This window comes from Mesorhizobium qingshengii (assembly GCF_900103325.1).
Classification (GTDB): domain Bacteria; phylum Pseudomonadota; class Alphaproteobacteria; order Rhizobiales; family Rhizobiaceae; genus Mesorhizobium; species Mesorhizobium qingshengii.
On sequence record NZ_FMXM01000002.1, the window covers coordinates 344,112 to 369,516 of the forward strand.

Here is a 25,405-nt window from a genome sequence, read left to right on the forward strand (position 1 = left end):
CGGCCAGCTCTTGTTTGTGGACCATGTCGCCCGGCCCCGGCACGGCATTCCGGCGGGTTTTTCCCCGACTCGCCGGAAAATGAACCGGGTCGTTTCGCGGACTGGGGACACCATCTCCACTGGCCAGAATTCTGTGATTTCCATCATACACTCTAAGAGTGTATTGCTACGGGCATCCCCGCAATTTGGAACGCTTCCCCTTGACCGGATGCAAAAGCGCGGCCATGTGAGCGACAAATAGAACGAGATTTCGTCGCGAGCAGCGGAATTCTTCTGCCGCATCACAGCTGATATGAGACCTCATGGACGTCGTCGTCGTCGAATCGCCGGCCAAGGCAAAGACAATCAACAAATACCTCGGCAAGAACTACAAGGTTCTGGCCTCGTTCGGCCATGTCCGCGATTTGCCGGCCAAGGATGGCTCGGTGCGTCCGCACGAGGATTTTGCCATGTCCTGGGCGGTCGACACCGCCTCGGGCAAGCGGCTTGCCGACATTGCCAAGGCGGTCAAGGATGCCGACGGCCTGATCCTCGCCACCGACCCGGATCGAGAAGGCGAAGCGATTTCCTGGCACGTGCTGGAAGTTCTGAAGCAGAAGCGCGCGCTCAAGGACAAGCCGGTGAGCCGCGTCGTTTTCAATGCCATCACCAAGTCGTCGGTGCTGGAAGCGATGGCCAATCCGCGCCAGATCGATGCGCCGCTGGTCGATGCCTATCTCGCTCGTCGGGCGCTTGACTATCTCGTCGGCTTTACGCTCTCCCCTGTGCTGTGGCGCAAATTGCCGGGCGCCCGCTCGGCCGGCCGTGTCCAGTCGGTTGCATTGCGTCTGGTCTGCGATCGCGAATCCGAAATCGAGCGCTTCATCCGCGAGGAATACTGGCAGATATCAGCTCTCCTCGGCACGCCGCGCAACGAGAATTTCGAAGCGCGGCTGACCGCTTTCGATCGCAAGAAGCTGCAGAAGCTCGACATTTCCAACAAGGCACACGCCGACGACATCAAGTCGATGCTCGAAGGCGCGACCTTCAAGGCGGTGTCGGTGGAGGCCAAGCCCACCAAGCGCAATCCCGGTCCGCCCTTCACCACCTCGACGCTGCAGCAGGCCGCCTCGTCAGGCCTCGGTTTTTCGGCCAGCCGCACCATGCAGGTGGCGCAGCGCCTTTATGAAGGCATGGAGATCGGCGGCGAAACCACCGGGCTGATCACCTATATGCGAACCGACGGCGTGCAGATGGCCCCCGAGGCGATCTCGGCCGCCCGCGACGCCATCGCCAAGGAGTTCGGCCCAAAATATCTGCCGGAGAAGCCACGCCAATATACCGCCAAGGCCAAGAACGCCCAGGAAGCGCACGAAGCGATCCGCCCGACGGATTTCATGCGCACCCCGGCATCGGTCAGGCAATATCTCGATTCCGACCAGATGCGGCTCTATGAGTTGATCTGGAAGCGCGCCATCGCCAGCCAGATGCAGCCAGCCGAGATCGAGCGCACCACCGCCGAGATCGAGGCGGTCAATGGCGCCCGCACGGCGGAACTCCGCGCCATCGGCTCCGTCGTTCGCTTCGACGGCTTCATCGCCGCCTACACCGACCAGAAGGACGACGATTCGGAAGACGAGGAGAACCGTCGGCTGCCGGAGATCCGCGCCGGCGAGCAGCTTGCGCGGCAGGCGATCAATGCCACCCAGCACACCACCGAGCCGCCGCCGCGTTATTCGGAAGCCTCGCTGATCAAGAAGCTGGAAGAGCTCGGCATCGGCCGACCTTCCACTTATACGGCGATCCTGAAGACGCTTGAGGACCGCGACTACGTCACCATCGACAAGCGCCGGCTGGTGCCCCAGGCCAAGGGCCGGTTGCTGTCGGCCTTTCTCGAAAGCTTCTTCAAGCGCTATGTCGAATACGACTTCACCGCGTCCCTCGAGGAAAAGCTCGACGAGATCTCGGACGGCAAGCTCGCCTGGAAGGATGTGCTGCGCGACTTCTGGAAGGATTTTTCCGGCGCCGTCGCCGACATCAAGGAACTGCGCGTCACCGACGTTCTCGACGCGCTGAACGAGGAACTGGCGCCGCTGGTGTTCCCCGCGCGGGAAGACGGCTCCAATCCCCGCATCTGCCCGAAATGCGGCACCGGCAATCTGTCGCTGAAGCTCGGCAAGTTCGGCGCCTTTGTCGGCTGCTCGAACTATCCCGAATGCTCCTTCACCCGTCAGCTCGGCGACGCCGCCAATCCCAATGGGGAGAATGGCGGCGGCGAGGACGGCACCAAGGTCATTGGCAAGGATCCGTACACATCAGAGGAAATCACGCTGCGCAGCGGCCGCTTCGGCCCCTATCTGCAGCGCGGCGACGGCAAGGAAGCCAAGCGCTCGAGCCTGCCCAAGGGCTGGACACCCGATTCGATCGATCATGAAAAGGCGCTTGCCCTGCTGTCGCTGCCGCGCGATGTCGGCCAGCATCCGGAAACGGCCAAGATGATCTCGGCCGGGCTCGGCCGTTACGGGCCGTTCGTGCTGCATGACGGCACCTATGCCAATCTCGACAGTATCGAGGATGTGTTCTCGATCGGCCTCAATCGCGCCGTGTCGGTGATCGCCGAGAAGCAGTTGAAGGGCAAGGGCGGCCGCAATGGCGGCACTGCTGCTGCGCTCAAGGAGCTTGGCGACCATCCCGACGGTGGCGGCAAGATCGTCGTGCGCGACGGCAAATACGGGCCTTACGTGAATTTCGGCAAGGTCAATGCCACACTGCCGAAAGGCAAGGACCCGCAATCGGTGACCATCGAGGACGCGCTGGCGCTGATTGCCGAGAAGGAAGCCAAGGGTGGTGGCGGCAAGAAGCCGTTCCGCAAGGCCGCGGCGGCGGCCAAGGCGCCTGCAACCAAGAAGGCGCCTGCAACCAAGAAGGCGCCTGCAACCAAGAAAGCGGCGGCCAAGAAGCCGGCCGCGAAGAAAAAAGGATAGGTCAGCGTGGCGCGCAGGATCACCGGTAGAAGCCACGGCGATCCGCGCACCGCCGACACGAGGGCCGGGGTCAAGGATGACTATCGGCCATCGCGTGACGAAATCCTGCGCTATATCGCCGAAAATCCCGACCGCGCCGGAAAACGCGACATCGCCAAGGCGTTCGCGTTGCGCGGCGACGACCGCATCTGGCTGAAGGACATTTTGCGCGACCTGCAGGACGAAGGCGTCCTGACCAAGGAGCGCAAGCGACTGGCCCGCGTCGGTGCCCTGCCCCATGTAGCGGTGCTCGACATTTTTGGCCGCGATGGCGACGGCATTTTGCTAGCGCATCCGGCGGAGGCCGTGGGCACGGGCGAGCCGCCGGTCGTCTCGATCCGCGTGTCGCGCAGCGGCAACAGTCCGGCGCCCGGCATTGGCGACCGCGTGCTGGCCAAGACCTTCCCGACCGATGAGCCGACCGGCCCCGCCTATACCGGGCGGGTGATGAAGATCTTCGAGAAGCGCACCGATGCCGTTCTGGGCATCTTTCGCGTGCTTCAGGACGGCACCCTGCGCATCGAGCCGGTGGAACGGCGCCAACCGGAATTGATTGTCGACAAGGAATTCCAGAACGGCGCCAAGAACGGCGACCTGGTCGAGGTCGAGCCCGCACGGGCCTCCCGCTATGGGCTGCCGAGAGCCAAGGTGCTCAACGTGTTGGGTTCGCTCACCAGCGAAAAGGCGGTTTCGATGATCGCCATCCACGCCCACGACATCCCGCATATCTTCCCGGCCGACGTCATCGCCGAATCCGAAGCGGTAAAGCCGGCAACGATGGACCACCGCGAGGACTGGCGCGAGCTGCCGTTGGTCACCATCGATCCGGCCGACGCCAAGGACCATGACGATGCCGTCTTCGCCATATCGGATCTCGATGAGAAGAACTCTGGCGGCGTGGTCATCACGGTCGCCATCGCCGACGTCGCCGCCTATGTCCGCTATGGCACGGCACTCGACCGCGAAGCGCTGAAGCGCGGCAATTCGGTCTATTTCCCGGATCGCGTCGTGCCGATGCTGCCCGAGCGCATTTCCAACGATCTCTGTTCGCTGCGCGAAGGTCAGGACCGGCCGGCGCTGGCGGTGCGCATGACCTTCTCCGCCGATGGCCACAAGATCAGGCACTCCTTCCACCGCATCATGATGAAGTCGGCGGCAAAGCTCGCCTATCCGCAGGCGCAGGCAGCGATCGACGGCATGCCGGACGACAAGACGGGACCGATCCTCGACACGGTGCTGAAGCCGCTGTGGGACGCCTATGCGATCCTCAAGCGCGGGCGCGACGGCCGCCAGCCGCTTGAACTCGACCTGCCGGAGCGCAAGATCATGCTCAAGCCGGACGGCACCGTCGATCGCGTCATCGTGCCGGAACGGCTCGATGCCCACAAACTGATCGAAGAATTCATGATCCAGGCCAACGTCGCCGCCGCCGAGACGCTGGAGGCGAGGAAACAGGAGCTGGTCTACCGCGTCCATGATGCACCTTCGCTGGCCAAGCAGGAATCGCTGCGCGAATTCCTGCAGACGCTGGGCCTGTCGCTGGCGCGCGGCGCCCAGATGCGGCCAAGCCAGTTCAACGGCATCCTGGAGCGCGTGCGCGGGGCCGACAATGAAGGACTGGTCAACGAAGTGGTGCTGCGCTCGCAGAGCCAGGCCGAATACTCGCCGAAGAACATTGGCCATTTCGGCCTCAATCTCAGGCGCTACGCACATTTCACATCGCCGATCCGCCGCTACGCCGACCTCATCGTGCATCGCGGACTTATTGCCGCACTCGGGCTCGGTCCGGGCGGGCTGACGCAGGACGAAGCGGCACGGCTCGAAGATGTCGCGGTGCTGATCTCCGGCACGGAACGCCGCGCAATGGCGGCCGAGCGGGATACGGTCGACCGGCTGATTGCCGCCTATCTCGCCGAGCGCGTGGACGACCGGTTCGACGCCCGCATCTCCGGCGTCACCAAATCGGGACTATTTGTCCAATTGCCGCAGTATGGCGCGGATGGTTTCATCCCGGTGTCAACTTTGAGCGGCGATTACTATATATATGACGAAACGGCCCGCTCCCTGTTCGGAGAACGCTCGGGGAAAGGCTATCAGCTCGCGGATCGCGTCGAGGTCCGACTGATCGAGGTGGCGCCGATGGCCGGCGCGATGCGCTTCGAGATGTTGACTGATCCGAAGCCTTTGCCCGGCTCCAAGCGGTCGTTTCACAAGGCCAAAGGCCGCGCCCGTGCGTCGCAATCGCGACCGGGCTCGCGCGGCAGGAGAAGATGATGGAACAACAGGTTTTTGGCGGCGAACATCACTCGGGCCGGGTTGCCCGCCCGCTGTGGACTGCAATGAAGCGCGGCCTGCTCGGCCGCTGCCCGCGTTGCGGCGAAGGCAAGCTGTTTCGCGCCTTCACCAAGACCGTCGACACATGCAGTGTCTGCGGCGAGGAGCTTCATCACCATCGCGCCGATGATCTGCCCGCCTATCTCGTCATCGTCATCGTCGGTCATATCGTCCTCGGCGCCTTCATGGGCGTGGAGGCGGCATCGACATTGTCCACATGGCAGCACATCGCCATCTGGGTGCCGTTGACCATCCTTTTGTCGGTCGCGCTTTTGCAACCCGTGAAAGGTGCCGTCATCGGATTGCAATGGGCCTTCTATATGCACGGCTTTGGCGGCGAGCAGGACGTGATCGAGCCCCATCCCGGGGTTTAGACCAATCTCGACTACGCGCGCTGGCGCAACATACCGACCATGAAAGGCCACTTTCGCTTGCCAGAAGTTTCCGCTAGGTCCTGCGCATGGACGGTATGACCAAGGCGGAAGTCGACAGGATCGAGCGGAGCATGATTGCTCATAGCGACCAGCCAATTCGCCCGCGCGACGCGGCTACCCTGATCCTTCTCGACCGCAAGGGTGATGAGGTGCTGGTCCTGATGGGCCGCCGCCACGCCGGCCATGCCTTCATGCCGGGCAAGTTCGTCTTTCCCGGCGGCCGTACCGACCCAGCCGACAGCCGCATCCCGATCGCCACCGCATTGCACCCGGAGCAGGAAGCAAAGCTCCTCGCCGGTCCCGGCCGCACCAGCATGGCGCGGGCTCGCGCCATCGCCTTGTCGGCGATCCGCGAGACCTATGAAGAAGCCGGGCTGCTGATCGGCCGGAAAGGCGCCTTCGCCACGGCCAGGGCCGATTGGCAAGGCTTTGCCGAACACGGCGTGCGGCCCTCTCTGGACATGCTGCGCTTCGTTGCGCGCGCCATCACGCCGCCCAACAGGGTGCGCCGTTTCGACACGCGGTTCTTCAGCGCCTGGCGCGACGATGTAGCGGTCGAACTGCCTGGTGGCGGTCCGACCAACGAACTCGAAGAGCTGGTCTGGCTGCCGCTTGCCAAGGCCAGGGAAGCTGACATCCCCGACATCACCCGGATGATCCTGGACGAGCTGGAAAAGCGGCTCGCCCTTGATCCGCTGCTGCGTCCGGGCGGCCCGGTGCCCTTTTACCGGCTTGTCCGCAACCGCTTCACCCGCGAACTTCTGTAGAGTGTTCAGCATCCCATGACGGTCGATACCCAACCACAGGGCGACGAGCGCGTACACTGGCTGCCGATGGTGGCGGCGATCTCGTCGATCAGCGTCGTCGGCATCGCCATCGGCCTCGGCATGCCACTGCTCAGCGTGATCCTGGAAACGCGTGGTCATTCGGCCTCGATGATCGGCCTCAACACGGCCGTCGCCGGCCTGGCATCGATCGCCGGTGCGCCGCTGGCCACACCGCTCGCCATGCGGTTCGGCGTCGCCTGGACCATGATTGCCATGATTGCCGCCGGCGCCCTGGCCTTTGTCGGCTTCCATTTCGCGCCGGATTTCTGGATGTGGTTCCCACTGCGCATCGTGCTGCATATCGCGCTGACGGTACTGTTCATCCTGTCGGAATTCTGGATCAGCACCTCGGCGCCGCCGCACCGGCGTGGCCTTGTCCTGGGCATCTACGCCACTGTCTTGTCGCTCGGCTTTGCCGCCGGACCGTGGCTGTTCGCCCATCTCGGCAGCTCCGGCTTCAGACCTTTCGGCGTCATCATCGGATTGGTGGCGTTGGCCGCGATACCCGTGCTCGCGGCGCGCAACGAGAGCCCGACGATCGTCTCCGACGGTGAGACGAGCAACTTCCTCCGCTACATCTGGCTGGTACCGACGGCGACCGCCGCGGTGCTGGTGTTTGGCGCGGTCGAAACCGGCGGCTTTGCGCTGTTCCCGGTCTATGGCAGCCGCATCGGCTACTCCGAAGCCGACGCGGCCCTTCTCTTGACCATGATCGGTCTAGGCAATGTGCTCTTGCAGATCCCCATCGGCATGATCAGCGACCGCGTCAGCGATCGCCGCTATCTGCTGCTGGCCTGCGCCACTGTCGGCCTTGCCGGCACGATCTTCATGCCCTTCTTCGCTCAGAACTGGCACTTGATGGCCGCACTTCTGTTCGTCTGGGGCGGCGTCGTCGCTGCCATGTACACGATCGGCCTTGCCCATCTCGGCTCGCAACTTTCCGGCCACGAACTGGCATCCGCCAACGCCGCCTTCGTGCTTTGCTATGGCGTCGGCATGGTGCTCGGCCCGCAGGCGATCGGCATCGGCATGGATGCGTTCGGTCCGTCCGGCTTCGGCTGGTCGCTTGGCCTGTTCTTCGCCGCCTATGTAGCCTTGGTCTGCGTCAGGCTGATCCGCAAGATCCTCCTGTAGCGCGACCGAGCCGCCGCATTCCACACTGGCGCGATGGCAGGCTGCTGACAGAACCATGTCAGCAGCCCCCGGCTATAAAGTTGCCTCAAAACACCTGAAGTTGAGGACACTCCCATGATCGACAGCGGCTTTGAAACCACTTCGTTGCGAATGACACTGCTCCTGCTTGTGAGCTTCCAGGCGCCCGCCGCCGATGTCGACCGCATCATGGATGCTGTTGTAGCGATAGCGCCGCTGGTCATGGGCAAATATGATCGCAATGCCTATCAGTCGGCGCACGGTATCGAGCGCTACAGGCCACTCGACGGTGCCGCCGCCGGCGCCGAAACCGAATTGCGGCGACGCCCTGGCACGGTGGAGGTTTCTTTCGAACTGCCCGATGACCAGGCACTGGCCGCCCGCGTGGTCGAGGCGATTTTCCAGGCGCACTCCTACCAGGAACCGGTGATCCGCCTCCAGCCGATCCTTGCCAGCCGTTCCAAGGGACTGGACGACCGCGCCAATCCGAATCGCTGGTGGAACACGACCGGAGACTGGAAGAAGGTTGCCGCGCCCGAGGCGGAAACCGCATGATTTGAAGCCGTTTGCCGGCCGCGGCGGGCCACATGGGCTCCGCCGGGCTTGACTTTCCGGGCGCGTTCTTTATGTGTCGCGCCAAGTTTCCCGCGTCCGGGTGTTTCCCCGTGCTCCAGCGGCCAAAACTCCACGAACATTAATGGACTGATATCATGGCCAAAGCCGCAAACATCAAGATCAAGCTTCTGTCGACCGCCGACACCGGTTTCTTCTACGTGACCAGCAAGAACAGCCGCACCAAGACGGACAAGCTGTCGTTCCGCAAGTACGACCCGGTCGCCAAGAAGCACGTCGAATTCAAGGAAACCAAGATCAAGTAATCTGGGTTTTCCTCTGCAATGCCGAAACGCCGCCGATTGGGCGGCGTTTTTGTTTGCGCCGTGGGCTGAAGTGTCCTCAACCCGGGCTGAGTTCCCTCAGCCGATGCGATCGCCGCTTTTCGGATCGAACAGGTGCAGCGACGCCGGATCGGCCGACAATCGCACGATGTCGCCGGGCTTCACGCCGGCACGGCCCATGGCGAAGACGCAAAGCAGCTGGCCGGCCAGCTTGACATAGAACTGCGTCGACAGGCCGAGCGGCTCCACCACCACCACCTCGCCTTGCGCACCGTCATGCGCCAGCCGGATATGCTCGGGCCTCAGGCCGACCGTTATCGCGTCGCCATCCTTCAGCGGCAGGCCGTCCGGCAGCCGCAGTGTCTGGCCGTCGGCCAGCACAGCGTCTGACTTCCCGCCGTTGCGAACCGTCGCCGGCAGGAAATTCATGCCCGGTGAGCCGATGAAGCCGGCGACGAACATGTTGGCCGGCCGGTCATAGAGATCGAGCGGCGCACCGACCTGCTGGATCATCCCGTCATGCATGACAACGATCCGGTCGGCCATGGTCATCGCCTCGATCTGATCGTGGGTGACATAGACCGATGTCGTCTTCAACTGCTGGTGCAGCGCCTTGATTTCGGCGCGCATGTGGACGCGCAGCTTGGCGTCGAGGTTCGACAAGGGCTCGTCGAACAGAAAGACCTTGGGATCGCGCACGATGGCGCGCCCCATGGCGACACGCTGGCGCTGGCCGCCGGACAATTGCCGCGGCAGGCGTTGCAGGAAACTGTCCAGCCCGAGCCGCTTGGCGGCGCCATCCACCCGGGCGTCGATCGTGGTTTTCTGCGCCTTCTTCAAGAGCAGGCTGAAACCCATGTTCTTCGACACATCCATATGCGGATAGAGCGCGTAGGACTGGAACACCATGGCGATGTCGCGGTCCTTCGGCGCGACGTCGTTGACTACTCGCTCGCCGATGCGGATCTCGCCACCGGAAGCCTCTTCCAGCCCCGCGATCATCCGCAGCAAGGTCGACTTGCCGCAGCCGGAAGGGCCGACCAGCACGACAAACTCGCCGTCGGCGATCTCGAGGTCGACCGCGTGCAGGACGCGGACGGCGCCATAGTCCTTGCGGACTTTTTCGAGCGTAACAGAGGCCATCGATCTATCCTTTGACGGCGCCGGCGGTCAGGCCGGTGACGAGATAGCGTTGCAGGAAAGCGAAGAAGATGCAGACCGGGATCAGCGCCAGGATGGACGCCGCCATCATCTGCCCCCAGTCGACGGCGAACTTGCCTATGAAGGTGAGCAGGCCGACGGCAAAGGTCTTCTGGTCGTCGCTGGAAATCAGCATCAGCGCGAACAAAAGCTCGCTCCACGCGGCGGTGAAGACAAACCCCAGCGTCGCACCCATGCCCGGCAGCGTCAGCGGCACGATCACCTTGCGCATCGCTTGTGCGCGCGTGCACCCGTCGATCATCGCCGCCTCTTCCAGGTCCTTCGGGATGCCGTCGAAGAAGGATTGCATCAGGAAGGTGGCGAAGGCGGTGTTGAAGGCGGTGTAGATGATGATCAGCCCGGTCAGGCTGTTGATCAGGCCGATCTGCCCCATCACGCGGTAGATCGGCGGAATGACCATCACCAGCGGAAAGGTCTGGGTCAAAAGCAGCATCAGCGCCAGCGCCGCCTTGCCGCGAAAGGTGAAACGCGACATGGCGTAGCCGGCCAGGGTCGCAATGACCGTTACCAGCGCCGCGGTCGATACCGAGACGATGACGCTGTTGAGGAAATAGCGCGGGAAATCGGTGGCCTCGAGAACCGTGACGAAGTTCTGCAACGTCATCTGCGACGGCCAGAAGGTGATGCCCTCGGAATAGAGGAGCCGCTCCGGCGTCACCGAGATCTTCAGCGTCCAGTAGATCGGGAACAGGGCGAAGATCACATAGGCGGCGATGGCGGCGTAGAGGCCGATGCCGCCGAAGAAGCGCTGCGAGGCTGAACGTCCTGCGATCATCAGACGTGCCTCACCAGCGTGCGACGGATGCCGATCAGCGCAATCGCATAGGCAATCAGCAGGACGAGCAGCAGCACGGCCACCGCCGAGGCGTAGCCCTTGTCCAGCGACTTGAAGGCGCTGACATAGATGTAGACCGGCACCGTGTTGGTCGAGCCGGCCGGCCCTCCCTCCGTCATGACGAAGATCAGGTCGGCGAAGGTGGCGATCCAGATGGTGCGCAGCATGACGGTGATGGCAATGGTCGGCGCCAGGAACGGCAGCGTGACCTTGGTGAAGCGCTGCCAAGGCGAAGCGCCGTCGATCGCCGCCGCCTCATGCAGCTCGGATGGAATGGATTTCAGCGCCGCCAAAAGCGTGATGGCGAAGAAAGGAATGCCGAACCAGACATTGGCGATGATCGGCCCCCACATGGCGGTTGAAGGATCGGACAGAATGTTGGTCGGCTCGGCCTTCAGCCCCAACGCGAAAAGCCAATGCGGCAGCGGCCCGATGATCGGATTGAACAGCCAGGCCCAGGTCAGGCCCGAAAGGAAGGAAGGCACCGCCCAGGGCAGGAACACCAGCGCCTGCACCACCTTGCGGCCCGGGAACGGCTTGTCGAGCAGCAGCGCCAGGCCGAGACCGAGCAAGAACTGGAAAAACAGGCTGGCCGCCGTCCACCACAAGGTGTTGACCAGCGCCTGCCCCAGCACCTGATCCGACAGCATCGCCTGATACTGTCCGAGCCCGACATATTCGGACTTGAAGGCCGAGAACTTGCGGAACGAATAACTGATGCCGATGACCAGTGGCACCAGAAGCACCACGATCAGCAGGATGATCGCCGGGCTGAGATAGAGCCATGGCTCGATAGCGGCGTGGGATAGCCGCTTGCGACGCGGCTTGCCGGCGGATCGTATGTCGGACACGGCATAAGTCATTGGCTGCGGATCGGCTCCAGGAAGCATCGGGATAGGCAACGAGCGTCCTTCTCCCCGTTCACGGGGAGAAGATGCCGGCAGGCAGATGAGGGGCGGCGTGAGCCTTGAAATGCTTGGCCTGCCCCTCATCCGGCCCTATCGGGCCGCCTTCTCCCCGTGAAACGGGGAGAAGGCAGAAGGCGTTATTTCTTGTTCTTCGCCAGCCAGTCCTGCTGTTCCTTGGTCAGGAACGCAGCCCACTGGTCGGCGACGTCCTTGGCCGTCTTCTGGCCAAGCAGCACTTCCTGGAAATTCTTGATCGCCACCTGGTCGACGAAATTGCCGAGGTTCTCCAGATGCGTCGGCGGGGTCACCATTTCATATTTGGAGGTGTCGCTCAGCTCGGTGAACCATCCCTTGAACTGCTCGGTCTTGAAATGGGCGTCCTGGTCGGCGCCCTTGTGGATCGGGACGACGCCGACTTCCTTGGCCCATTCCAGATTGTCCTTCGGCGACAGCAGCGTCGCCATGAGCTTCCAGGCGTCGTCCTTGTGCTGCGAGTTGGCAAACATCGCCCAGCCGGCATAGCCCAGCGTCGGATAGGACTTGCCGCTCGGCCCGACCGGCATCGGCGCCACGGCAAAGTCGTCGGCACTCATCTTGTCGGCTATGCCGAGCAGAGCGTCGGGATCCTGGTTGAGCATGGCGCAGGTGCCGGAATAGAAGCCGGTGACGGTCTCGTTGAAGCCCCAACTCACCGCATCCTTCGGCGCCAGTCCGTCCTTGTACATGTCGGCCAGCATCTGAAGGCCCTTGACCGAGCCTTCATCGTTGATGGTCGAGGTGCCGTCCTCGTTGAAGTAGCCGCCCTTGCCGGCGGCGATGTTCATGAACATGTGCATGCCGTTGAAGGCGCCCGGCCCACCGCGCAGGCAGTAGCCATATTTGCCCGGCAAGGCCGAGATCTTCTTGGAGTCGGCGATGAAATCGTCGAGCGTCGCAGGCGGGCCGTCGAGGCCGGCCTCCTTGAACAGCTTCTTGTTCCAGAACAGCGCGTTCACATAGTAGCCGTAGGGGATCATGTACTGCGTGTTGTTGACCGTCGAGCCGAACTGCTTGGCACGGTCGCCGAGCGTCTTGGCATCGTCCCATTTTGCCATGTAGGGCCCAAGATCCTCGAGCTGGGCATTGTTGGCATAGAGGCCCATCCAGCGTTCCGGCATCTCGACCACGTCGGGCGTATCACCGGCCTGCACCATGGTCAGGAATTTCTCGAAGGCCTGCCCCCAGGGCAGCGAGATCAGCTCGACCTTGACGCCAGGATTGGCCGCCTCGAACTCGGCGATCTGCTTTTTCAGGAATTCGGTGCGCGGCGGGCTGGTGATGACTTCGACCATCTTGAGGGTCGAATCGGCCCGTGCGCTCCCGGCGGAAATCGCCAGCCCCGCAACGGTGGCAAGCATGACGGTCAGTTTTTTCATGTTCAAGACTCCCATTTTGAACCCGCTTGTTATTTTCTGGCTTTTTCGAAGGCCTGGGCGACATCCGCCCAGAGGTCTTCGACACTCTCCAATCCGACATTGAAGCGGATGGTTCGGGGGCTGACGCCGAAGCGCGCCATCGAATTCAGTCCCGGCGTCTGCTCCAGCGACGCCTTGGCCGGCACGACCAGGCTTTCATGCCCGCCCCAGCTGACGCCGATGCGGAAATATTTCAGCGCGTCGACGAAGACGGGAATGTCGATGTCGTCCGTCACCTCGAAGGAGAACAGTCCGGCATAGCCGGCCAGCGTCGCCTTGCCCGGGTGGTTCGAATAGACGGGATGATTGACCCGCTCGACATTGGCATGCGCCTTCAGCCGCTCGGCGATGGTCAGGCCGCTCTTCATGTGGTGTGGCAGGCGCAGCGGCAGCGTGCGCAGACCACGCAAGAGCAGCCAGGCTTCGAACGGCGACAGCTTGCCGCCGAGATAGGAATAGGTCTGCTCGTTGATCTGCTTGATATGCGCGGCCGAACCCGCCACCACACCGGCGACGGTGTCGCTGTGGCCGCCGAGATATTTCGAGGCCGAGTGCAGCACCAGGTCGACGCCATGCATGATCGGCTTCTGGAACACCGGCGTCGCCCACGAATTGTCGATCGTGGTGACGATGCCCTGCTCCTTGGCCAGCCGGGTCAGATGCGGCAGGTCCTGCAGCTCGAACATCATCGAGGTCGGACTTTCCAGATAGAGCAGCTTGGCGCCGGGAAGTGCCGCCGCGACCGCATCCGGATCGGAACCGTCGACATAGTCGACCTTGATGTTGAGCCTCGGCAGGAGCCGCTCGAACAGCCGGTAGGCATCGCCGTAGCAGTTGCGCACCGCCACGATGCGCTCGCCCGCCCCGACAAAGGCGAGCACAGTGGCGCTGATCGCCGCCATGCCGCTGGAAAAGCCGCGCGCGGCTTCAGCGCCCTCGAGTGCCGCAACCCGCGCCTCGAACTCCATCACCGTCGGATTGTCGCCACGCGAGTAGATCGGCTGCCTGCGCTTGCCGGCAAAAGTATCGGCCATCTCGGCATAGTTGGCGAAGGTGAACAGCGAGGTCTGGTAGATCGGTGGCACCACGGCGCCGCCCGGAAACGGCTCGTCATGCGCCAATAGCGTCGCCGCCTCGGCGAGATAGTCGTGATCGAAACCCGATGGATGCTCGTTCATGTCTGGCTCGAAAGTTTGAGTTTGGCGGCACCGCGCTTGAGATCGTCCTCGACGGTGGCGATCAGCTTGAGCGCCTCGGCGCGGGCGCCTTGCGGGTCGCGCGCGGCGATGCATTCGTAGATGGTGCGATGATAGGGAAAGCTGGCATGGCCGAAGTCGCGCACCCCGAGCGGATGCTCCCAGAAGCGATGGAACAGCTCGTGCATGGCGGCGATGATCTGTTCGAACAGCGGATTGCCGGAGACCCGATAGATCGCCTGGTGGAATTCCCAGTCTTCTTCCGCCGACATACCGTCGCGCGTGCGGAACGCCTGCTCCATGATGTCGAGCTTGCGCTCGATCTCGGCAATGTCGGCCGGGCTCGCCCGCTCGGCGCACAGTGCCGCTGCCTCTGCTTCCAGGGCGCGGCGGATTTCAAGCGTCTGCATCAGGCTGGTGAAGTCGTTGCCGCCCGACAGCGTCAGCGGCATGTGCAGCATGTCTGGTGACACGGCCGCCTTGAGATAGGTGCCGCTGCCTTGCCGGCGCTCGACGAGACCGAGCCCTTCCCAGCGCGTCAGCGCCTCGCGCACCGTGTTGCGGCTGACCTTCAGCCGCTCGGCAAGGATACGCTCGGTCGGAAGCTTTTCACCGGGCCGCAAGGCCTCGGCGCCGACAAAGCCCACCAACGCCTTCAGCACGGCGTCATCACGCGCCGTCGTCTGAATGGGTGGCAGGCTGTTCTGGTCCACAAATCCTCCAAGTGGTCCAATGGTCCAACCAATTTCTGCATAGATGGAAACTCCTGTCAACCGGTTGTCAGGAGACCGTCCGCCTTCAGTCTATTTGAAGATTGCGAAGCAATGCGTTTCGGCGGTCGTGCCAACCGGCTTCGATCGTGTCGCTAATTCGCGGCCGGCGGCCCGAACCAAGTCGTCAGCGCGTCAGCCAGCCCCTGTTGGGTTCCAACCCCAACCCAGGCAACATATCCATCGGGCCGGATCAAAACGGCGTCGGGCGCGGCGACCGTTCCGAGGACCGGAAGCTCCCAGGCACCGGCATATCCCGCGTCGATCCGCCGGACCCGGTCCGCCCAAGGCGCAATGTCCAGCTTGCCCGGTTCACCGAGGTTGAGGAGCACCGGTCGGGCATTGTGCAGCAGGCCGAACAGCCGCAACGGGCCGTTTGTGGTGACCAGATCGAGGTCGGGCATTCGCCGCCCAAGGAGTGGGTGCCCCTCCCCGAGGTTGTAGTGGACCCCCAGGCCGGACATCTCCGCGGCGATTCGCTTGCGGGGCTCGTCCATGCCGAGCAACTCGGTAACGGTATCGCCCAAGGCCTTGGAGCGGTCATCCACACGACGAAGCGCAACCTGCGCCATCGTGTTGCGCAATGCGCGGGCGGCGACCGGATGGCGCTCGGCGTGGTAGCTGTCGAGCAGGCCTCCCGGTGCTGTCCGGCAGACCACCTGGGCCAGTTTCCATCCCAGGTTCACCGCGTCCTGCACGCCGATGTTGAGGCCCTGTCCACCCATGGGAGGATGGACGTGCGCGGCGTCGCCGGCCAGCAGGACGCGTCCGTCGCGGTAGGCGGCGGCCTGGCGCGTCATATCGGTAAACCGGGAGATCCATGTGGGATTGTGCACCCCGTAATCGGTGCCATAGACGGCTGTGAGCGCCTCGCTGAGATCGCGCAGGGTCGGTTCGCCGCCAGTGCTCAGTTGCCGTTCTGTCAGCACGACACGGACGGGTCCGCCCTCCTCCGTCTTGCCCATGGCATGGATGCCGTAGGCGTCGCTGCGAAAGCCCGATGCCGGCTCCTCCGACATCTCAACCTCCGCGATCATCCAGCTCATCGTCGGATCCCACCCGGCGAAATCGATGCCAGCTGCCTTGCGGATGACGCTGCGTCCTCCGTCGCAACCGACGAGATACTCCGCCGTCAAACGTTGGCCATTCGATAGCTCGACCTCGACGCCGTCATCGTCCTGCACGAAACCCGTGACCTCCTGTCCGCGATAGATCGGCACCCCCAGTTCGCCGACCCAGTCGGCCAATATGCGCTCGATGTGGTTCTGCCACAGCCCGAGCACATAGTTGTGCCGGGTGGGAAAGTCGCTGATGTCCAACCGAATCATGTGGAAGCCCACGGACTGCGACCGCCGTCCCTGCGAGAGAAACCGGTGGGCGATTCCGCGCTGATCCAGAATCTCGATCGTGCGTGCGTGCAGCCCACCCGCGCGCGAGCCGACGAGCTCTTGGTTCGGGCGCCGTTCGACAATGACAACGTCGACACCCGCCAATGCAAGTTCGCCCGCCAGCATCAACCCCGTCGGACCGCCCCCGGCGATTACCACCGCATGACGCACTCCGTTTGTCGGCAACATCACACGCATTCTCATCACTCCCGTTTCCTTGGCATGGGCCGCGGTTTTACGGGAGGAACCAGGCCTTGAAGCAAGTCCCTTGCGCGCCATATCTATGAAGTGGAGAGGGGAGCCTGCTCTAATGAGCGGCAGCGAAAAACCGCCTCTTGCGAAAGCAGCGGCGCGCCATTTGCGGCTGAAGCCGCGACAATCCGGTGAAACGCTATTTAGATTTTGCGCATGTGAAAAGCCCCGCGTCTTCCGGGGCTTGGCACGGAATCCTTACGTCTTGGTTTGGAGAAAAGGGGGCCGGTCGGCGTTTGGCAGCGGTACGAGGAGGCCACTATGTGCCAGCGCCGGCCGGCCGACCCCACGGACCCAGGAGATGCGGCGGACCTGAGCATCATGGGGTATTCTTGGGATCGAGCCGGCTGTCTACCCTCGTGCCGGCTTCGCCTTCTTCTATGGCCAGCACACTTGCGCAAGAGCTTATGAAAATCAACAGTTTCTTAACCAAGGCTCGCGAATCGCTTGGATTAAGGTAAATAGGTAACCCTGTCGGGTTGACTGGATAATCGGGGCTGGCCGTCACGCCGCCTTGGCGACGACGCGGTTGCGGCCACCGCTCTTGGCTTCGTAGAGCGCCAGGTCGGCGCGCTTCATCAGCGCCGCCACCGTATCCACCCCCTTCAGCACGGACGACACGCCGACGCTGACTGTAACTTCGATGGTCTTGCCATCCGAACCGATCGCAAAAGGCGCCTGGGCGATTTCGGCGCGTATGCGCTCGGCGACCTTCTCGGCCACCACGCCCTCAGTGTCCGGCATCACCACGACGAACTCCTCGCCGCCAAAACGGCAGGCAAGGTCGATGCCGCGGACATTCTTGCGCAGCCGTCGCGCGAATTCCCGCAGCACCTCGTCGCCACCATCATGGCCGTACGTGTCGTTGATCGCCTTGAAGCGGTCGAGGTCGGTGATCATGACCGACAGCGGCCGGCGTCGCGCCACGGCGCGGTCGAACAGCGTCTGCAGATGGCTGTCGAGGTAACGACGGTTGTGCAACCCGGTCAGGCCGTCGGTCACCGCCATTTCGATGGTCTGGGTGACGCTGGCGCGCAACTGGTCATTGTAGCGTTTGCGGCGCACCTGGGTGCGCAGCCGCGCCGTCAGTTCCTGCTGGTCGATCGGCCGCATCAGATAGTCGTTGATGCCGAGTTCGAGGCCACGGATGATGCGCTCCTCCTCGCCCTCCTCCGCCAGCAGGATGATCGGCATGAAGCGGGTCCGGTCGAGCGAGCGCAACTGCGAGCAAAGCCTGAGCGGGTCAAAATCGGCAAAGGCGGTCGAGATCATCACGCATTCATAGGGCGTCTCGGCGGCCTGGAAGAAGCCGGCATGCGGATCGCTGGCGATGTCGAGATCCGCGCGGTCGCGCAGCATCTTCTGGATGCGCTCGACGGATGATTTGCGCTCGTCGATCAAAAGCACTTTCGGCGTGGTGTCTTCCGACGCGAAATTGCGGCTCAGCAGCTCTTCGATGCCGATGTTGCGCGTGGTCGAGGCGCGCAGCCGCAACTCGTCGGTCAGCGACTTCAGCCGAACCAGGCTCTTGACGCGCGTCATCAGTTGCAGGTCATTGACCGGCTTGGTCAGGAAGTCGTCGGCGCCGGCCTCGAGCCCGCGCACGCGGTCAGAGACCTGGTCGAGCGCGGTGATCATCACCACCGGAATGTGCGACGTCGCCGGATCGCTCTTCAGCCGCCGGCAAACCTCGAACCCGTCCATGTCGGGCATCATCACGTCAAGCAGCACGACATCGACCTTGCCGTTCTCGCAGGTCTCGATCGCATCCGGCCCGTTGGTGGCGGTCAGCACTTCGAAATATTCGGCCAGCAGCCGGACTTCCAGCAGCCTCACATTGGCAGGGATATCGTCGACGACGAGGATCCGCGCAGTCATTTCACAAGGCTCCGGCTCGGCTGAAAGGGCACATCAGGCATCGCCCAGATAGGATTTTATGGTCTCGATGAAACGCGGCACCGAGATCGGCTTGGAAATATAAGCCTCGCAGCCACCCTGGCGGATACGTTCCTCGTCGCCCTTCATCGCGAAGGCTGTCACCGCGATGACCGGGATGACGTGCAGTTCGTCGTCCTCCTTCAGCCATTTGGTCACCTCCAGTCCCGACACTTCGGGCAGCTGAATATCCATCAGGATGAGATCCGGCCGGTGCTGACGTGCCAGATTGAGCGCTTCCAGACCGTTGCGGGTGCGCACGGTCTCGTAACCGCTTGCTTCGATGAGGTCCCGAAAGAGCTTCATGTTGAGCTCATTGTCCTCGACGATCATGACCTTCTTAGGCATCGATATCCCGTCCCGGCCGTCCTTCCGCTCGAAAGTGGCCGTCATGCGCTCTGTCTCGGAACGCACCAAACCCTGCTTCACTTTACGGCAATATGATTGACGAAACGGAAATCCGCGACTGAGAAACAGCGCGAATTCCACCTCGACCCCCCGCGCGTCCAAAGGGTGCGCCACGCCGTAATGGCTTGCCGCAAGCCACTCTTGCCATTACTGCGGGAGAGACTCATTCCACACACCGAAGGTAGTGATGGCAAACGCAGCGTCAATGCGCGAAGAAGCGGAAAACATTGCCGTAAAGGCCCTGAGCTTTGTCGCCTCCGATCCGGAGCTGTTGCCGCGTTTTCTGGCGATCACCGGCATAGAGGCGCATTCGATCCGCAAGGCCGCCAGCGAGCCGGGATTCATGGCCGGTGTCCTGCAGTTCATTCTCGCCCACGAGCCGACGCTGATGCGCTTTGCCGAGGAAACCGGTACGCCGCCCGCTGCCGTCGGCAAGGCTTTGCGCGCTTTGCCGCTGGGCGACGACAACCACGAGCATTCCATATGAGCGATGATCCCGAAACCGCGCGACAGATCGAGGAACTGGCTGCCGACGACCGGCCGCTGCTGGTGCTCGACGTCGATGACGTCGTGCTCGAATTCATCCGCCCGTTCCCGCATTTCCTCAAATCGCGCGGCTTTGGCCTGACTCTGGCCTCGTTCCGGCTGACCGGCAATATCGCCGAAACGGAAAGTGGCCGGCTGATCGAACAGGCGGAGGTAACCGCGCTTCTCGGCGAATTCTTCGATGCACAGGCCGACTGGCAAAGCATAACCGACGGCGCCGCGGACGCGCTGGCGGGTCTAGGCGAGCGGGCCGAGATCGTCCTGCTGACCGCCATGCCACACAGGCATCGCTCCACCCGCCGCGCCCACCTGGATGCGCTCGGCCTGAACTACCCGCTCCTGACCACCGAAATGGCCAAGGGCCCGGCGCTGGCCAAGCTGCGCGGTGCCAAGGGCCGGCGCATAGCCTTCGTCGACGACCAGCCGCACAATCTCCTGTCGGCGCGCGGCTCGGTTGCGGACGCGCATCTGTTCCATCTGATGGCCGACAATTCGCTGCGCGCGTTCCTGCCGCCGGTGCCGGACGACATCATCGTCGTCCAGGACTGGCGCGAAGCCGCGCCGAAGATCGCCAGCGCGCTGGGGCTCTAAATTCCAGCCATCAAGGGTTCAGTTTCGCCCCTGCCCCGCCATCGTCGTTACCGCTATCGTCTCCGCTGTCACCATCATCGACGCTGTCATCCACGGCCGGATCGGCAGGCTTCAGCATGACGCCGTTGACGGTGACCGAACCGTCGGCCTTGGTGTTGACGACCCATTCCAGACGGCCGTCCGGCAGCGTCTTGGCAAAACCCTTCACCATCAAGGCGACAGGCACGTACTGCCCCACCTCCGGTTCTGACTTCGCCGCCTCCTGCAGATTGGCGACGACCTTGTCGAAACCGGCCACATCGACGGTCAGATTTGCATCAGGCTTCATCTCGGGCGCCTGACCAGGGAACGTCATCTCGCCTTCCAGCGCGATTTCCATGTCCTTGTTCTTCACCGTGCTGTGACCGATGACGACCTTCGGCGTCTTGGCCATGAAGTCGGCGACAAGTTTGTCTCCGAACTCGGTCGACAAAGGTGGTTCTTTATCGAGATCAAAAGCCTCGATCGACTTCCTGGCCATCGTATCCAGATCGATATTGGCCCCACCGAAGTTCAGGTCGATATCGGTGGGCAGCAATGCCACGCCCCAGCTAGGCAAGAGCTGCTGCGGCACAGTCAAGTCTGATACTTTGATCCCATAGCTCAACGTTCCGCTCTGGGCGATGCCATCCATGCCGAAGGTCGTGCTGAGCTTGGTGGCGCCGAACGTGCCTATGGGACTCTCGACCGCGAAATCCTTGAACCCATAGGTGCCTTCGATGCGCTCCCATACTGGGAGCGCGGCGAGCAAGAGCGACTTGAGTTGAGCCTGATTTGTCTTGAGCACTTGCTCGTCACCATGCGCGACGGCAAAGGCCAGCAGATCGAGCAACGGCTTTGTCCGCACCCCTTTGCCGCTGGCCTCGACCGACAATTCCGGTGACCTGACGGTAACCGGGAATTTCAGCCCGCTCTCCGGGTCGTCGAAATTGATCGCCTCGACGAAGCTCGACACCTTCTGCAACGTGGTGAAATCGACGCCGCCGGTCGCGGATTTGGTCGCGGCGATCGTCGCAGTGCCGGCGCCGGTGCTGGCTTCCATGTGCTGCTTGGCATCCTTCGATGCCATCGTCATGCCGGCCATCGAACTGGTGCCGCTGGTGAAGGCCGCCAGACCGGGATCATAGACACCGGAGCCCTTGCCGTCCTTGATCGAAAACGCGGTACTTTGCAGACCCTCCGGCCCGCTGAACTCGAACGACGCGCTTTGCGAAAAATCCATCGACACATCCCAGGATCCATCGCTGCGCGGCCTAACCATCAGGGCATAGGGCGCAAAGTCGAACTTCAGCAGCTTCTGGTCCGGCAGCGCTCCGGCGAGCGCCTTGAAATCAAACACGATCTTGTAGGCATCGCCCTCGAGCGAAACCTTCAGAATGCCCTTGTCGATGGCTTGCTTGCCGACATAGCGGGACAGGTCATCGGACAATTGCTTGGCACCCTGGCTGTCGACGGTCTGGCCGAAAGCAGGCGCGCTCAACGCAAGCAGGAAAACGAACGACAGGGCACGGTTCACGCAAAATCTCCGTTTGACCAAAAAGGAATGCCTCGTCCGTCTGGTATGAAATTACCGCTACAACCGCAAGGTGAGATCAACAATGCACCGCGATGGCATGGCCTACAGCACCAGCCGCATCAACGGCCGGCCTGCCTTGCGTTCCACAAGTCTCTCGAACCCGGCCTTCTCGAAAACCCGTGACGAGCCGACGAACAGCCCTATCGAACGCGAATCCCGGGACAGGTCTATCGGGCAAGCCTCGACCAGCCGCGCGCCATTCTCGCGGGCGAAGTCGATGCCGCCTTCGACGAGGCGGTGCGTGATGCCCCTGCCTCGAGCCCTGGTGCGGATGAAGAAGCAGGAGATCGCCCAGACGGCCGGATCCGTGGCGTCGGCAGGATCGACCGGCGCCGACCCCCTGCCCTGATTGTTCCATTCGGGCACGTCGGCGCGTGGTCCGATCTGCATCCAGCCGACCGCCTTGCCATCCTCGAATGCCAGCAGGCCAGGCGGTGGGCCGGCTTCGATGCGCGCCTTGATGTGGTCCTTGTTGCGCTCGCGGCTGCTTTCGCGGCGCACCGCCGGCGCCAGCCGGAAATGCGTGCACCAGCAGCCATAGCAGGCACCCTGCTTGCCAAAGAGGTCCTCGAAATCCGCCCAAAGTTCGGGCGCCAGCGGCGCTATGGTCGTGCTCATGCGTTCTCCCCAGGCCAGCCTTGTCGCTGGCCTTGCACTGTCGTACCATTGCTTCTGTTCTCTTTATGTTCGCAGCGATGGCGGCCCCTGTCAACAATCCCGATCACGGTTTTTGCCGCGACTGCCTGACGTTTCAGCGCGGCGACGTCAGGCGCTGCGAGCGCTGCGGCAGCCCCAGGCTGGCGCGCCATCCGGAGCTTTACCGGCTGCATCTCGCCCACATCGACTGCGATGCTTTCTACGCGGCGATCGAAAAGCGCGACAACCCAGCGCTGAAGGACAAGCCTCTGATCATCGGCGGCGGCAAGCGTGGCGTCGTCTCCACCGCTTGCTACATCGCCCGCATCCAGGGCGTGCGCTCGGCAATGCCGATGTTCAAGGCGCTCGAAGCCTGTCCCGAGGCCGTCGTGATCAGCCCGAACATGGAAAAATACGTGCGCGTCGGCCGCGAAGTGCGCGCCATGATGCAAGCGCTGACGCCGCTGGTCGAGCCGCTGTCGATCGATGAGGCGTTTCTCGACCTTGCCGGCACCGAACGGCTGCACGGACTGCCGCCGGCGGTGGTGCTGGCGCGGTTCGCGCTGGCTGTCGAGCAGGAGATCGGCATCACCGTTTCGGCCGGCCTGTCCTATTGCAAGTTCCTCGCCAAGATCGCGTCGGACTTCCGCAAGCCGCGCGGCTTCTCGGTCATCGGCGAGGCAGAGGCGGTCGGCTTCCTGGCGACACGGCCGGTGACCATGATCTGGGGGGTCGGCAAGGCGTTCAACGCCACGCTGGAGCGTGACGGCATCCGCACCATCGGCCAGTTGCAGCAGATGGATCGTGGCGACCTGATGCGCCGCTACGGCACGATGGGCGACCGGCTCTATCGCCTTTCGCGCGGCGAGGACGTCCGCCGCGTCGATCCCGACCAGGATGCCAAGAGCGTATCGGCCGAGACCACCTTCGACACCGACATCGGTTCGTTGGATGAGCTTGTCGCGGTGCTGAGGGGGCTTTCGGAGAAAGTCTCGGCGCGGCTGAAGAAATCCGGCATCGCCGGGCGCACCGTGGTGCTGAAGCTGAAGACACAGGATTTCAAGCTGCGTACACGCAACCGCCAGCTTGGCGACCCGACCCGGCTTGCCGACCGCATCTTTCAGACCGGGGTGGAGCTTCTGCGCAAGGAAACGGATGGCACGAAATTTCGGCTGCTCGGCATCGGCGTCAGCGACCTCTCTGACGACGACAAGGCCGACCCGCCCGACCTGGTCGACGTCCAGGCGCGCAAGCGCGCCATGGCCGAAGGCGCCATCGATGCCTTGCGCGACAAGTTCGGCCGCAAGGCGGTGGAAACCGGCTATACGTTCGGCAAAGGCCGCGACGCCCACCCGCCGGAGCCGCTCGAGGAGTGAATCTCGTCAGGTGCGCTGCAGGTCTATCCGGCTCGTCACCACGCTCTTGCCGGTTTTCGGGTCGGTGTCGGTGACCGTCAGCCGGATGCCGTTCTCGCCTCTCTTCTCGACCGTCATCCGCGCCTTGCGATCGCCATTGATCTCCTTGGCCCAGCGGATGCCGAGAGTGATCGCATTGCCCGAGCGGCTGCCGTTCAGCTGTGCCGGCCCCGTACGAGACCCGACATAGACGCCGCTGTATTTCGCATCTGTGACCTTCAAGTTGGCGCTGATGTCCCGCGTCAGCACGACGAGACCCCGGCAACTGCCATCCAGCGAGAGCGAGGTTGAGGTCGCGTTCGACTTGAAGTTGCAGGATACACCAACGTTCGGTACGTCGGTGGTTACCTGGACTGTGCCCTTGCCGGCGAAATTGCCCTGGAATGACTGGAGAAATTTGGTCTCGTCGGCATGAGCCGCGCCCGCGGCACCCAGCAGGCAGCTCGCAAGCGCGAATGGTCTCATGGAAAGCTCTCCTTGTCGGCGTTGTTCCGCAAAGCACGGGCGAATATCGGGACTCAACGCCCCTTGCCGTATCGGGTTCCGTCAGCGACATGACTGTTTCGCAACGCTGGCTGGCCCAGAAGAATGCAACGGCTAGCGATTGCGGCAGGAGCTCCGGCCTGCGACATAGCGGGCATGGTACCCACCCCCTCCATCCCCAAGGCCGCGTTCTGGATGGCGCTGTCGATCGCCTCGTTCCTGGCGATGTCGGTCGCCGGCCGCGCCACGACAGCCGAGCTCAACGTCTTCCAGGTGCTGGAACTGCGCTCGGTGATCGGCTTCTTCATCCTTCTGCCGCTGGTGATGATGAGCGGCGGCTTTGCGGCAATGCGCACGCAGCGCCCCGTTGCCCATATTGCCCGCAACGTCATCCACTATAGCGGCCAGGCGGCCTGGCTTTACGCGCTGACGTTGATCCCGTTGGCCGTGCTAATCTCGATCGAATTCACGACGCCGATCTGGACGGCCCTCCTGGCGGTCAGCTTCCTCGGTGAAAGGCTCTCTCGCCCAAAGCTTGCGGCGATCGCACTGGGGCTGATCGGCGTGGTGATCATCGTTCGCCCCGGTGTCGGTTCGGTCGATCCGGGACATCTCGTCGTGCTCGGTGCCGCGGTCTGCTTCGGCATCTCGGTGGTCATGGTCAAATCGCTGACGCGGACGGACAGCGTCGTGCGCATCATCTTCTGGATGCTGATCATCCAGTCGGTGGTCGGCCTCGTGCCGGCGCTCTATACGTGGCGCAACCCGCCGCTGGAGCTCTGGCCATGGATCCTGCTGATCGCCTTCAGCGGAATGTCGTCGCATTTCTGCATGGCCCGCGCGCTTGGCTACGCCGACGCCACCGTCATTTCACCGATGGATTTCCTGCGCGTGCCATTGTCGGCGTTGATCGGCTGGCTGCTCTATCAGGAGCGGATCGACGCCTTCACCGCCGCCGGCGCATTGCTGATCCTGATGGGCAACCTGCTCAATCTGCAGCGGAAATCGGCAAAACCAGCGGAAATAGCAGCGTCTTAGCCTTCCTGCTGGTCAGATGCCTTCGTCGGGTATGTTGAGAACCTGCCCGCAGCCCTTGCAGGGTACCTC

Annotated in this window: 23 protein-coding genes; 11 read left to right on the plus strand and 12 right to left on the minus strand. The window is 63.0% G+C overall.

The window, feature by feature from the left end; genetic code table 11:
• Positions 1 to 302: 302 nt before the first annotated feature.
• The 7 genes from topA (at position 303) to rpmG (ending at position 8,627) form a co-directional block, all read left to right on the plus strand.
• Positions 303 to 2,963, plus strand: a complete 2,661-nt coding sequence (gene topA, locus BLS48_RS01770) for a type I DNA topoisomerase (RefSeq protein WP_091575139.1) — start codon at positions 303 to 305, stop codon at positions 2,961 to 2,963.
• A 6-nt stretch (positions 2,964 to 2,969) separates the two neighbouring features.
• The gene (gene rnr / locus BLS48_RS01775) at positions 2,970 to 5,276 is read left to right on the plus strand and encodes a ribonuclease R (protein ID WP_091575141.1); all 2,307 of its coding nucleotides are present in this window, start codon (positions 2,970 to 2,972) and stop codon (positions 5,274 to 5,276) included.
• Entirely contained in the window at positions 5,276 to 5,710 is a 435-nt protein-coding gene (locus tag BLS48_RS01780) for a DUF983 domain-containing protein (protein WP_167364906.1), read from the plus strand. The genes rnr and BLS48_RS01780 overlap by 1 nt, the downstream gene beginning before the upstream one ends.
• Before the next feature lie 86 nt (positions 5,711 to 5,796).
• A complete protein-coding gene (locus BLS48_RS01785; protein WP_091575145.1) occupies positions 5,797 to 6,537 on the plus strand; it encodes an NUDIX hydrolase in 741 nt (246 codons plus the stop codon).
• Positions 6,538 to 6,552: 15 nt separating this feature from the next.
• On the plus strand, positions 6,553 to 7,731 hold the full coding sequence (locus BLS48_RS01790; protein ID WP_091575146.1) for an MFS transporter: 1,179 nt from the start codon (positions 6,553 to 6,555) through the stop codon (positions 7,729 to 7,731).
• A 114-nt stretch (positions 7,732 to 7,845) separates the two neighbouring features.
• On the plus strand, positions 7,846 to 8,304 hold the full coding sequence (locus BLS48_RS01795; RefSeq protein WP_091575148.1) for a YqfO family protein: 459 nt from the start codon (positions 7,846 to 7,848) through the stop codon (positions 8,302 to 8,304).
• A 155-nt stretch (positions 8,305 to 8,459) separates the two neighbouring features.
• Positions 8,460 to 8,627, plus strand: a complete 168-nt coding sequence (rpmG, locus tag BLS48_RS01800; protein ID WP_006201775.1) for a 50S ribosomal protein L33 — start codon at positions 8,460 to 8,462, stop codon at positions 8,625 to 8,627.
• Positions 8,628 to 8,723: 96 nt separating this feature from the next.
• Here rpmG and BLS48_RS01805 read toward each other — a convergent pair whose 3' ends face one another.
• From BLS48_RS01805 to BLS48_RS01850, 9 genes are all read right to left on the minus strand, one after another.
• Entirely contained in the window at positions 8,724 to 9,788 is a 1,065-nt protein-coding gene (locus BLS48_RS01805) for an ABC transporter ATP-binding protein (RefSeq protein WP_091575149.1), read from the minus strand.
• A gap of 4 nt (positions 9,789 to 9,792) precedes the next feature.
• Positions 9,793 to 10,641, minus strand: a complete 849-nt coding sequence (locus tag BLS48_RS01810) for a carbohydrate ABC transporter permease (RefSeq protein WP_013895215.1) — start codon at positions 10,639 to 10,641, stop codon at positions 9,793 to 9,795.
• Positions 10,641 to 11,564 (minus strand): carbohydrate ABC transporter permease, encoded by a 924-nt coding sequence (locus tag BLS48_RS01815; protein WP_091575151.1) that lies wholly within the window; start codon positions 11,562 to 11,564, stop codon positions 10,641 to 10,643. Before BLS48_RS01815 ends, BLS48_RS01810 begins: the two co-directional genes overlap by 1 nt.
• Positions 11,565 to 11,746: 182 nt before the next feature.
• Entirely contained in the window at positions 11,747 to 13,024 is a 1,278-nt protein-coding gene (locus BLS48_RS01820) for an ABC transporter substrate-binding protein (RefSeq protein WP_091575620.1), read from the minus strand.
• Between the two features lie 29 nt (positions 13,025 to 13,053).
• The gene (locus BLS48_RS01825) at positions 13,054 to 14,241 is read right to left on the minus strand and encodes a PLP-dependent transferase (protein ID WP_091575153.1); all 1,188 of its coding nucleotides are present in this window, start codon (positions 14,239 to 14,241) and stop codon (positions 13,054 to 13,056) included.
• Positions 14,238 to 14,972: a FadR/GntR family transcriptional regulator gene (locus tag BLS48_RS01830; RefSeq protein ID WP_091575154.1), complete on the minus strand. Its 735-nt coding sequence runs from the start codon at positions 14,970 to 14,972 to the stop codon at positions 14,238 to 14,240. Before BLS48_RS01830 ends, BLS48_RS01825 begins: the two co-directional genes overlap by 4 nt.
• A 152-nt stretch (positions 14,973 to 15,124) precedes the next feature.
• Entirely contained in the window at positions 15,125 to 16,615 is a 1,491-nt protein-coding gene (locus BLS48_RS01835; RefSeq protein ID WP_244529488.1) for an FAD-dependent monooxygenase, read from the minus strand.
• 558 nt (positions 16,616 to 17,173) lie between these two features.
• Entirely contained in the window at positions 17,174 to 18,547 is a 1,374-nt protein-coding gene (locus tag BLS48_RS01845; protein ID WP_091575156.1) for a PleD family two-component system response regulator, read from the minus strand.
• Between the two features lie 33 nt (positions 18,548 to 18,580).
• Positions 18,581 to 18,952 carry a response regulator gene (locus BLS48_RS01850; protein ID WP_091575622.1) on the minus strand — a complete coding sequence of 124 codons (372 nt, stop codon included), beginning with the start codon at positions 18,950 to 18,952 and terminating at the stop codon, positions 18,581 to 18,583.
• A gap of 247 nt (positions 18,953 to 19,199) precedes the next feature.
• On the opposite strand from BLS48_RS01850, the gene BLS48_RS01855 reads away from it, so the two are divergent.
• Both BLS48_RS01855 and BLS48_RS01860 read left to right on the plus strand, forming a co-directional pair.
• Positions 19,200 to 19,499: a DUF3572 domain-containing protein gene (locus tag BLS48_RS01855; RefSeq protein ID WP_091575157.1), complete on the plus strand. Its 300-nt coding sequence runs from the start codon at positions 19,200 to 19,202 to the stop codon at positions 19,497 to 19,499.
• Positions 19,496 to 20,149, plus strand: a complete 654-nt coding sequence (locus BLS48_RS01860; protein WP_091575159.1) for a hypothetical protein — start codon at positions 19,496 to 19,498, stop codon at positions 20,147 to 20,149. Before BLS48_RS01855 ends, BLS48_RS01860 begins: the two co-directional genes overlap by 4 nt.
• Before the next feature lie 10 nt (positions 20,150 to 20,159).
• Here the strand turns inward: BLS48_RS01860 and BLS48_RS01865 are convergent, their stop codons facing one another.
• Both BLS48_RS01865 and BLS48_RS01870 read right to left on the minus strand, forming a co-directional pair.
• Entirely contained in the window at positions 20,160 to 21,704 is a 1,545-nt protein-coding gene (locus BLS48_RS01865) for a hypothetical protein (protein WP_091575161.1), read from the minus strand.
• Between the two features lie 102 nt (positions 21,705 to 21,806).
• Positions 21,807 to 22,382, minus strand: coding sequence for a GNAT family N-acetyltransferase (locus BLS48_RS01870; protein ID WP_091575163.1), 576 nt, complete (start codon positions 22,380 to 22,382; stop codon positions 21,807 to 21,809).
• Positions 22,383 to 22,447: 65 nt separating this feature from the next.
• On the opposite strand from BLS48_RS01870, the gene BLS48_RS01875 reads away from it, so the two are divergent.
• Positions 22,448 to 23,776 carry a DNA polymerase IV gene (locus tag BLS48_RS01875; RefSeq protein ID WP_091575164.1) on the plus strand — a complete coding sequence of 443 codons (1,329 nt, stop codon included), beginning with the start codon at positions 22,448 to 22,450 and terminating at the stop codon, positions 23,774 to 23,776.
• A 6-nt stretch (positions 23,777 to 23,782) separates the two neighbouring features.
• Here BLS48_RS01875 and BLS48_RS01880 read toward each other — a convergent pair whose 3' ends face one another.
• Positions 23,783 to 24,280 (minus strand): hypothetical protein, encoded by a 498-nt coding sequence (locus BLS48_RS01880; RefSeq protein ID WP_091575166.1) that lies wholly within the window; start codon positions 24,278 to 24,280, stop codon positions 23,783 to 23,785.
• Positions 24,281 to 24,454: 174 nt separating this feature from the next.
• Between BLS48_RS01880 and BLS48_RS01885 the strand changes: the two genes are divergently transcribed.
• Positions 24,455 to 25,336 carry a DMT family transporter gene (locus BLS48_RS01885; protein WP_091575168.1) on the plus strand — a complete coding sequence of 294 codons (882 nt, stop codon included), beginning with the start codon at positions 24,455 to 24,457 and terminating at the stop codon, positions 25,334 to 25,336.
• Positions 25,337 to 25,405 lie beyond the last annotated feature (69 nt).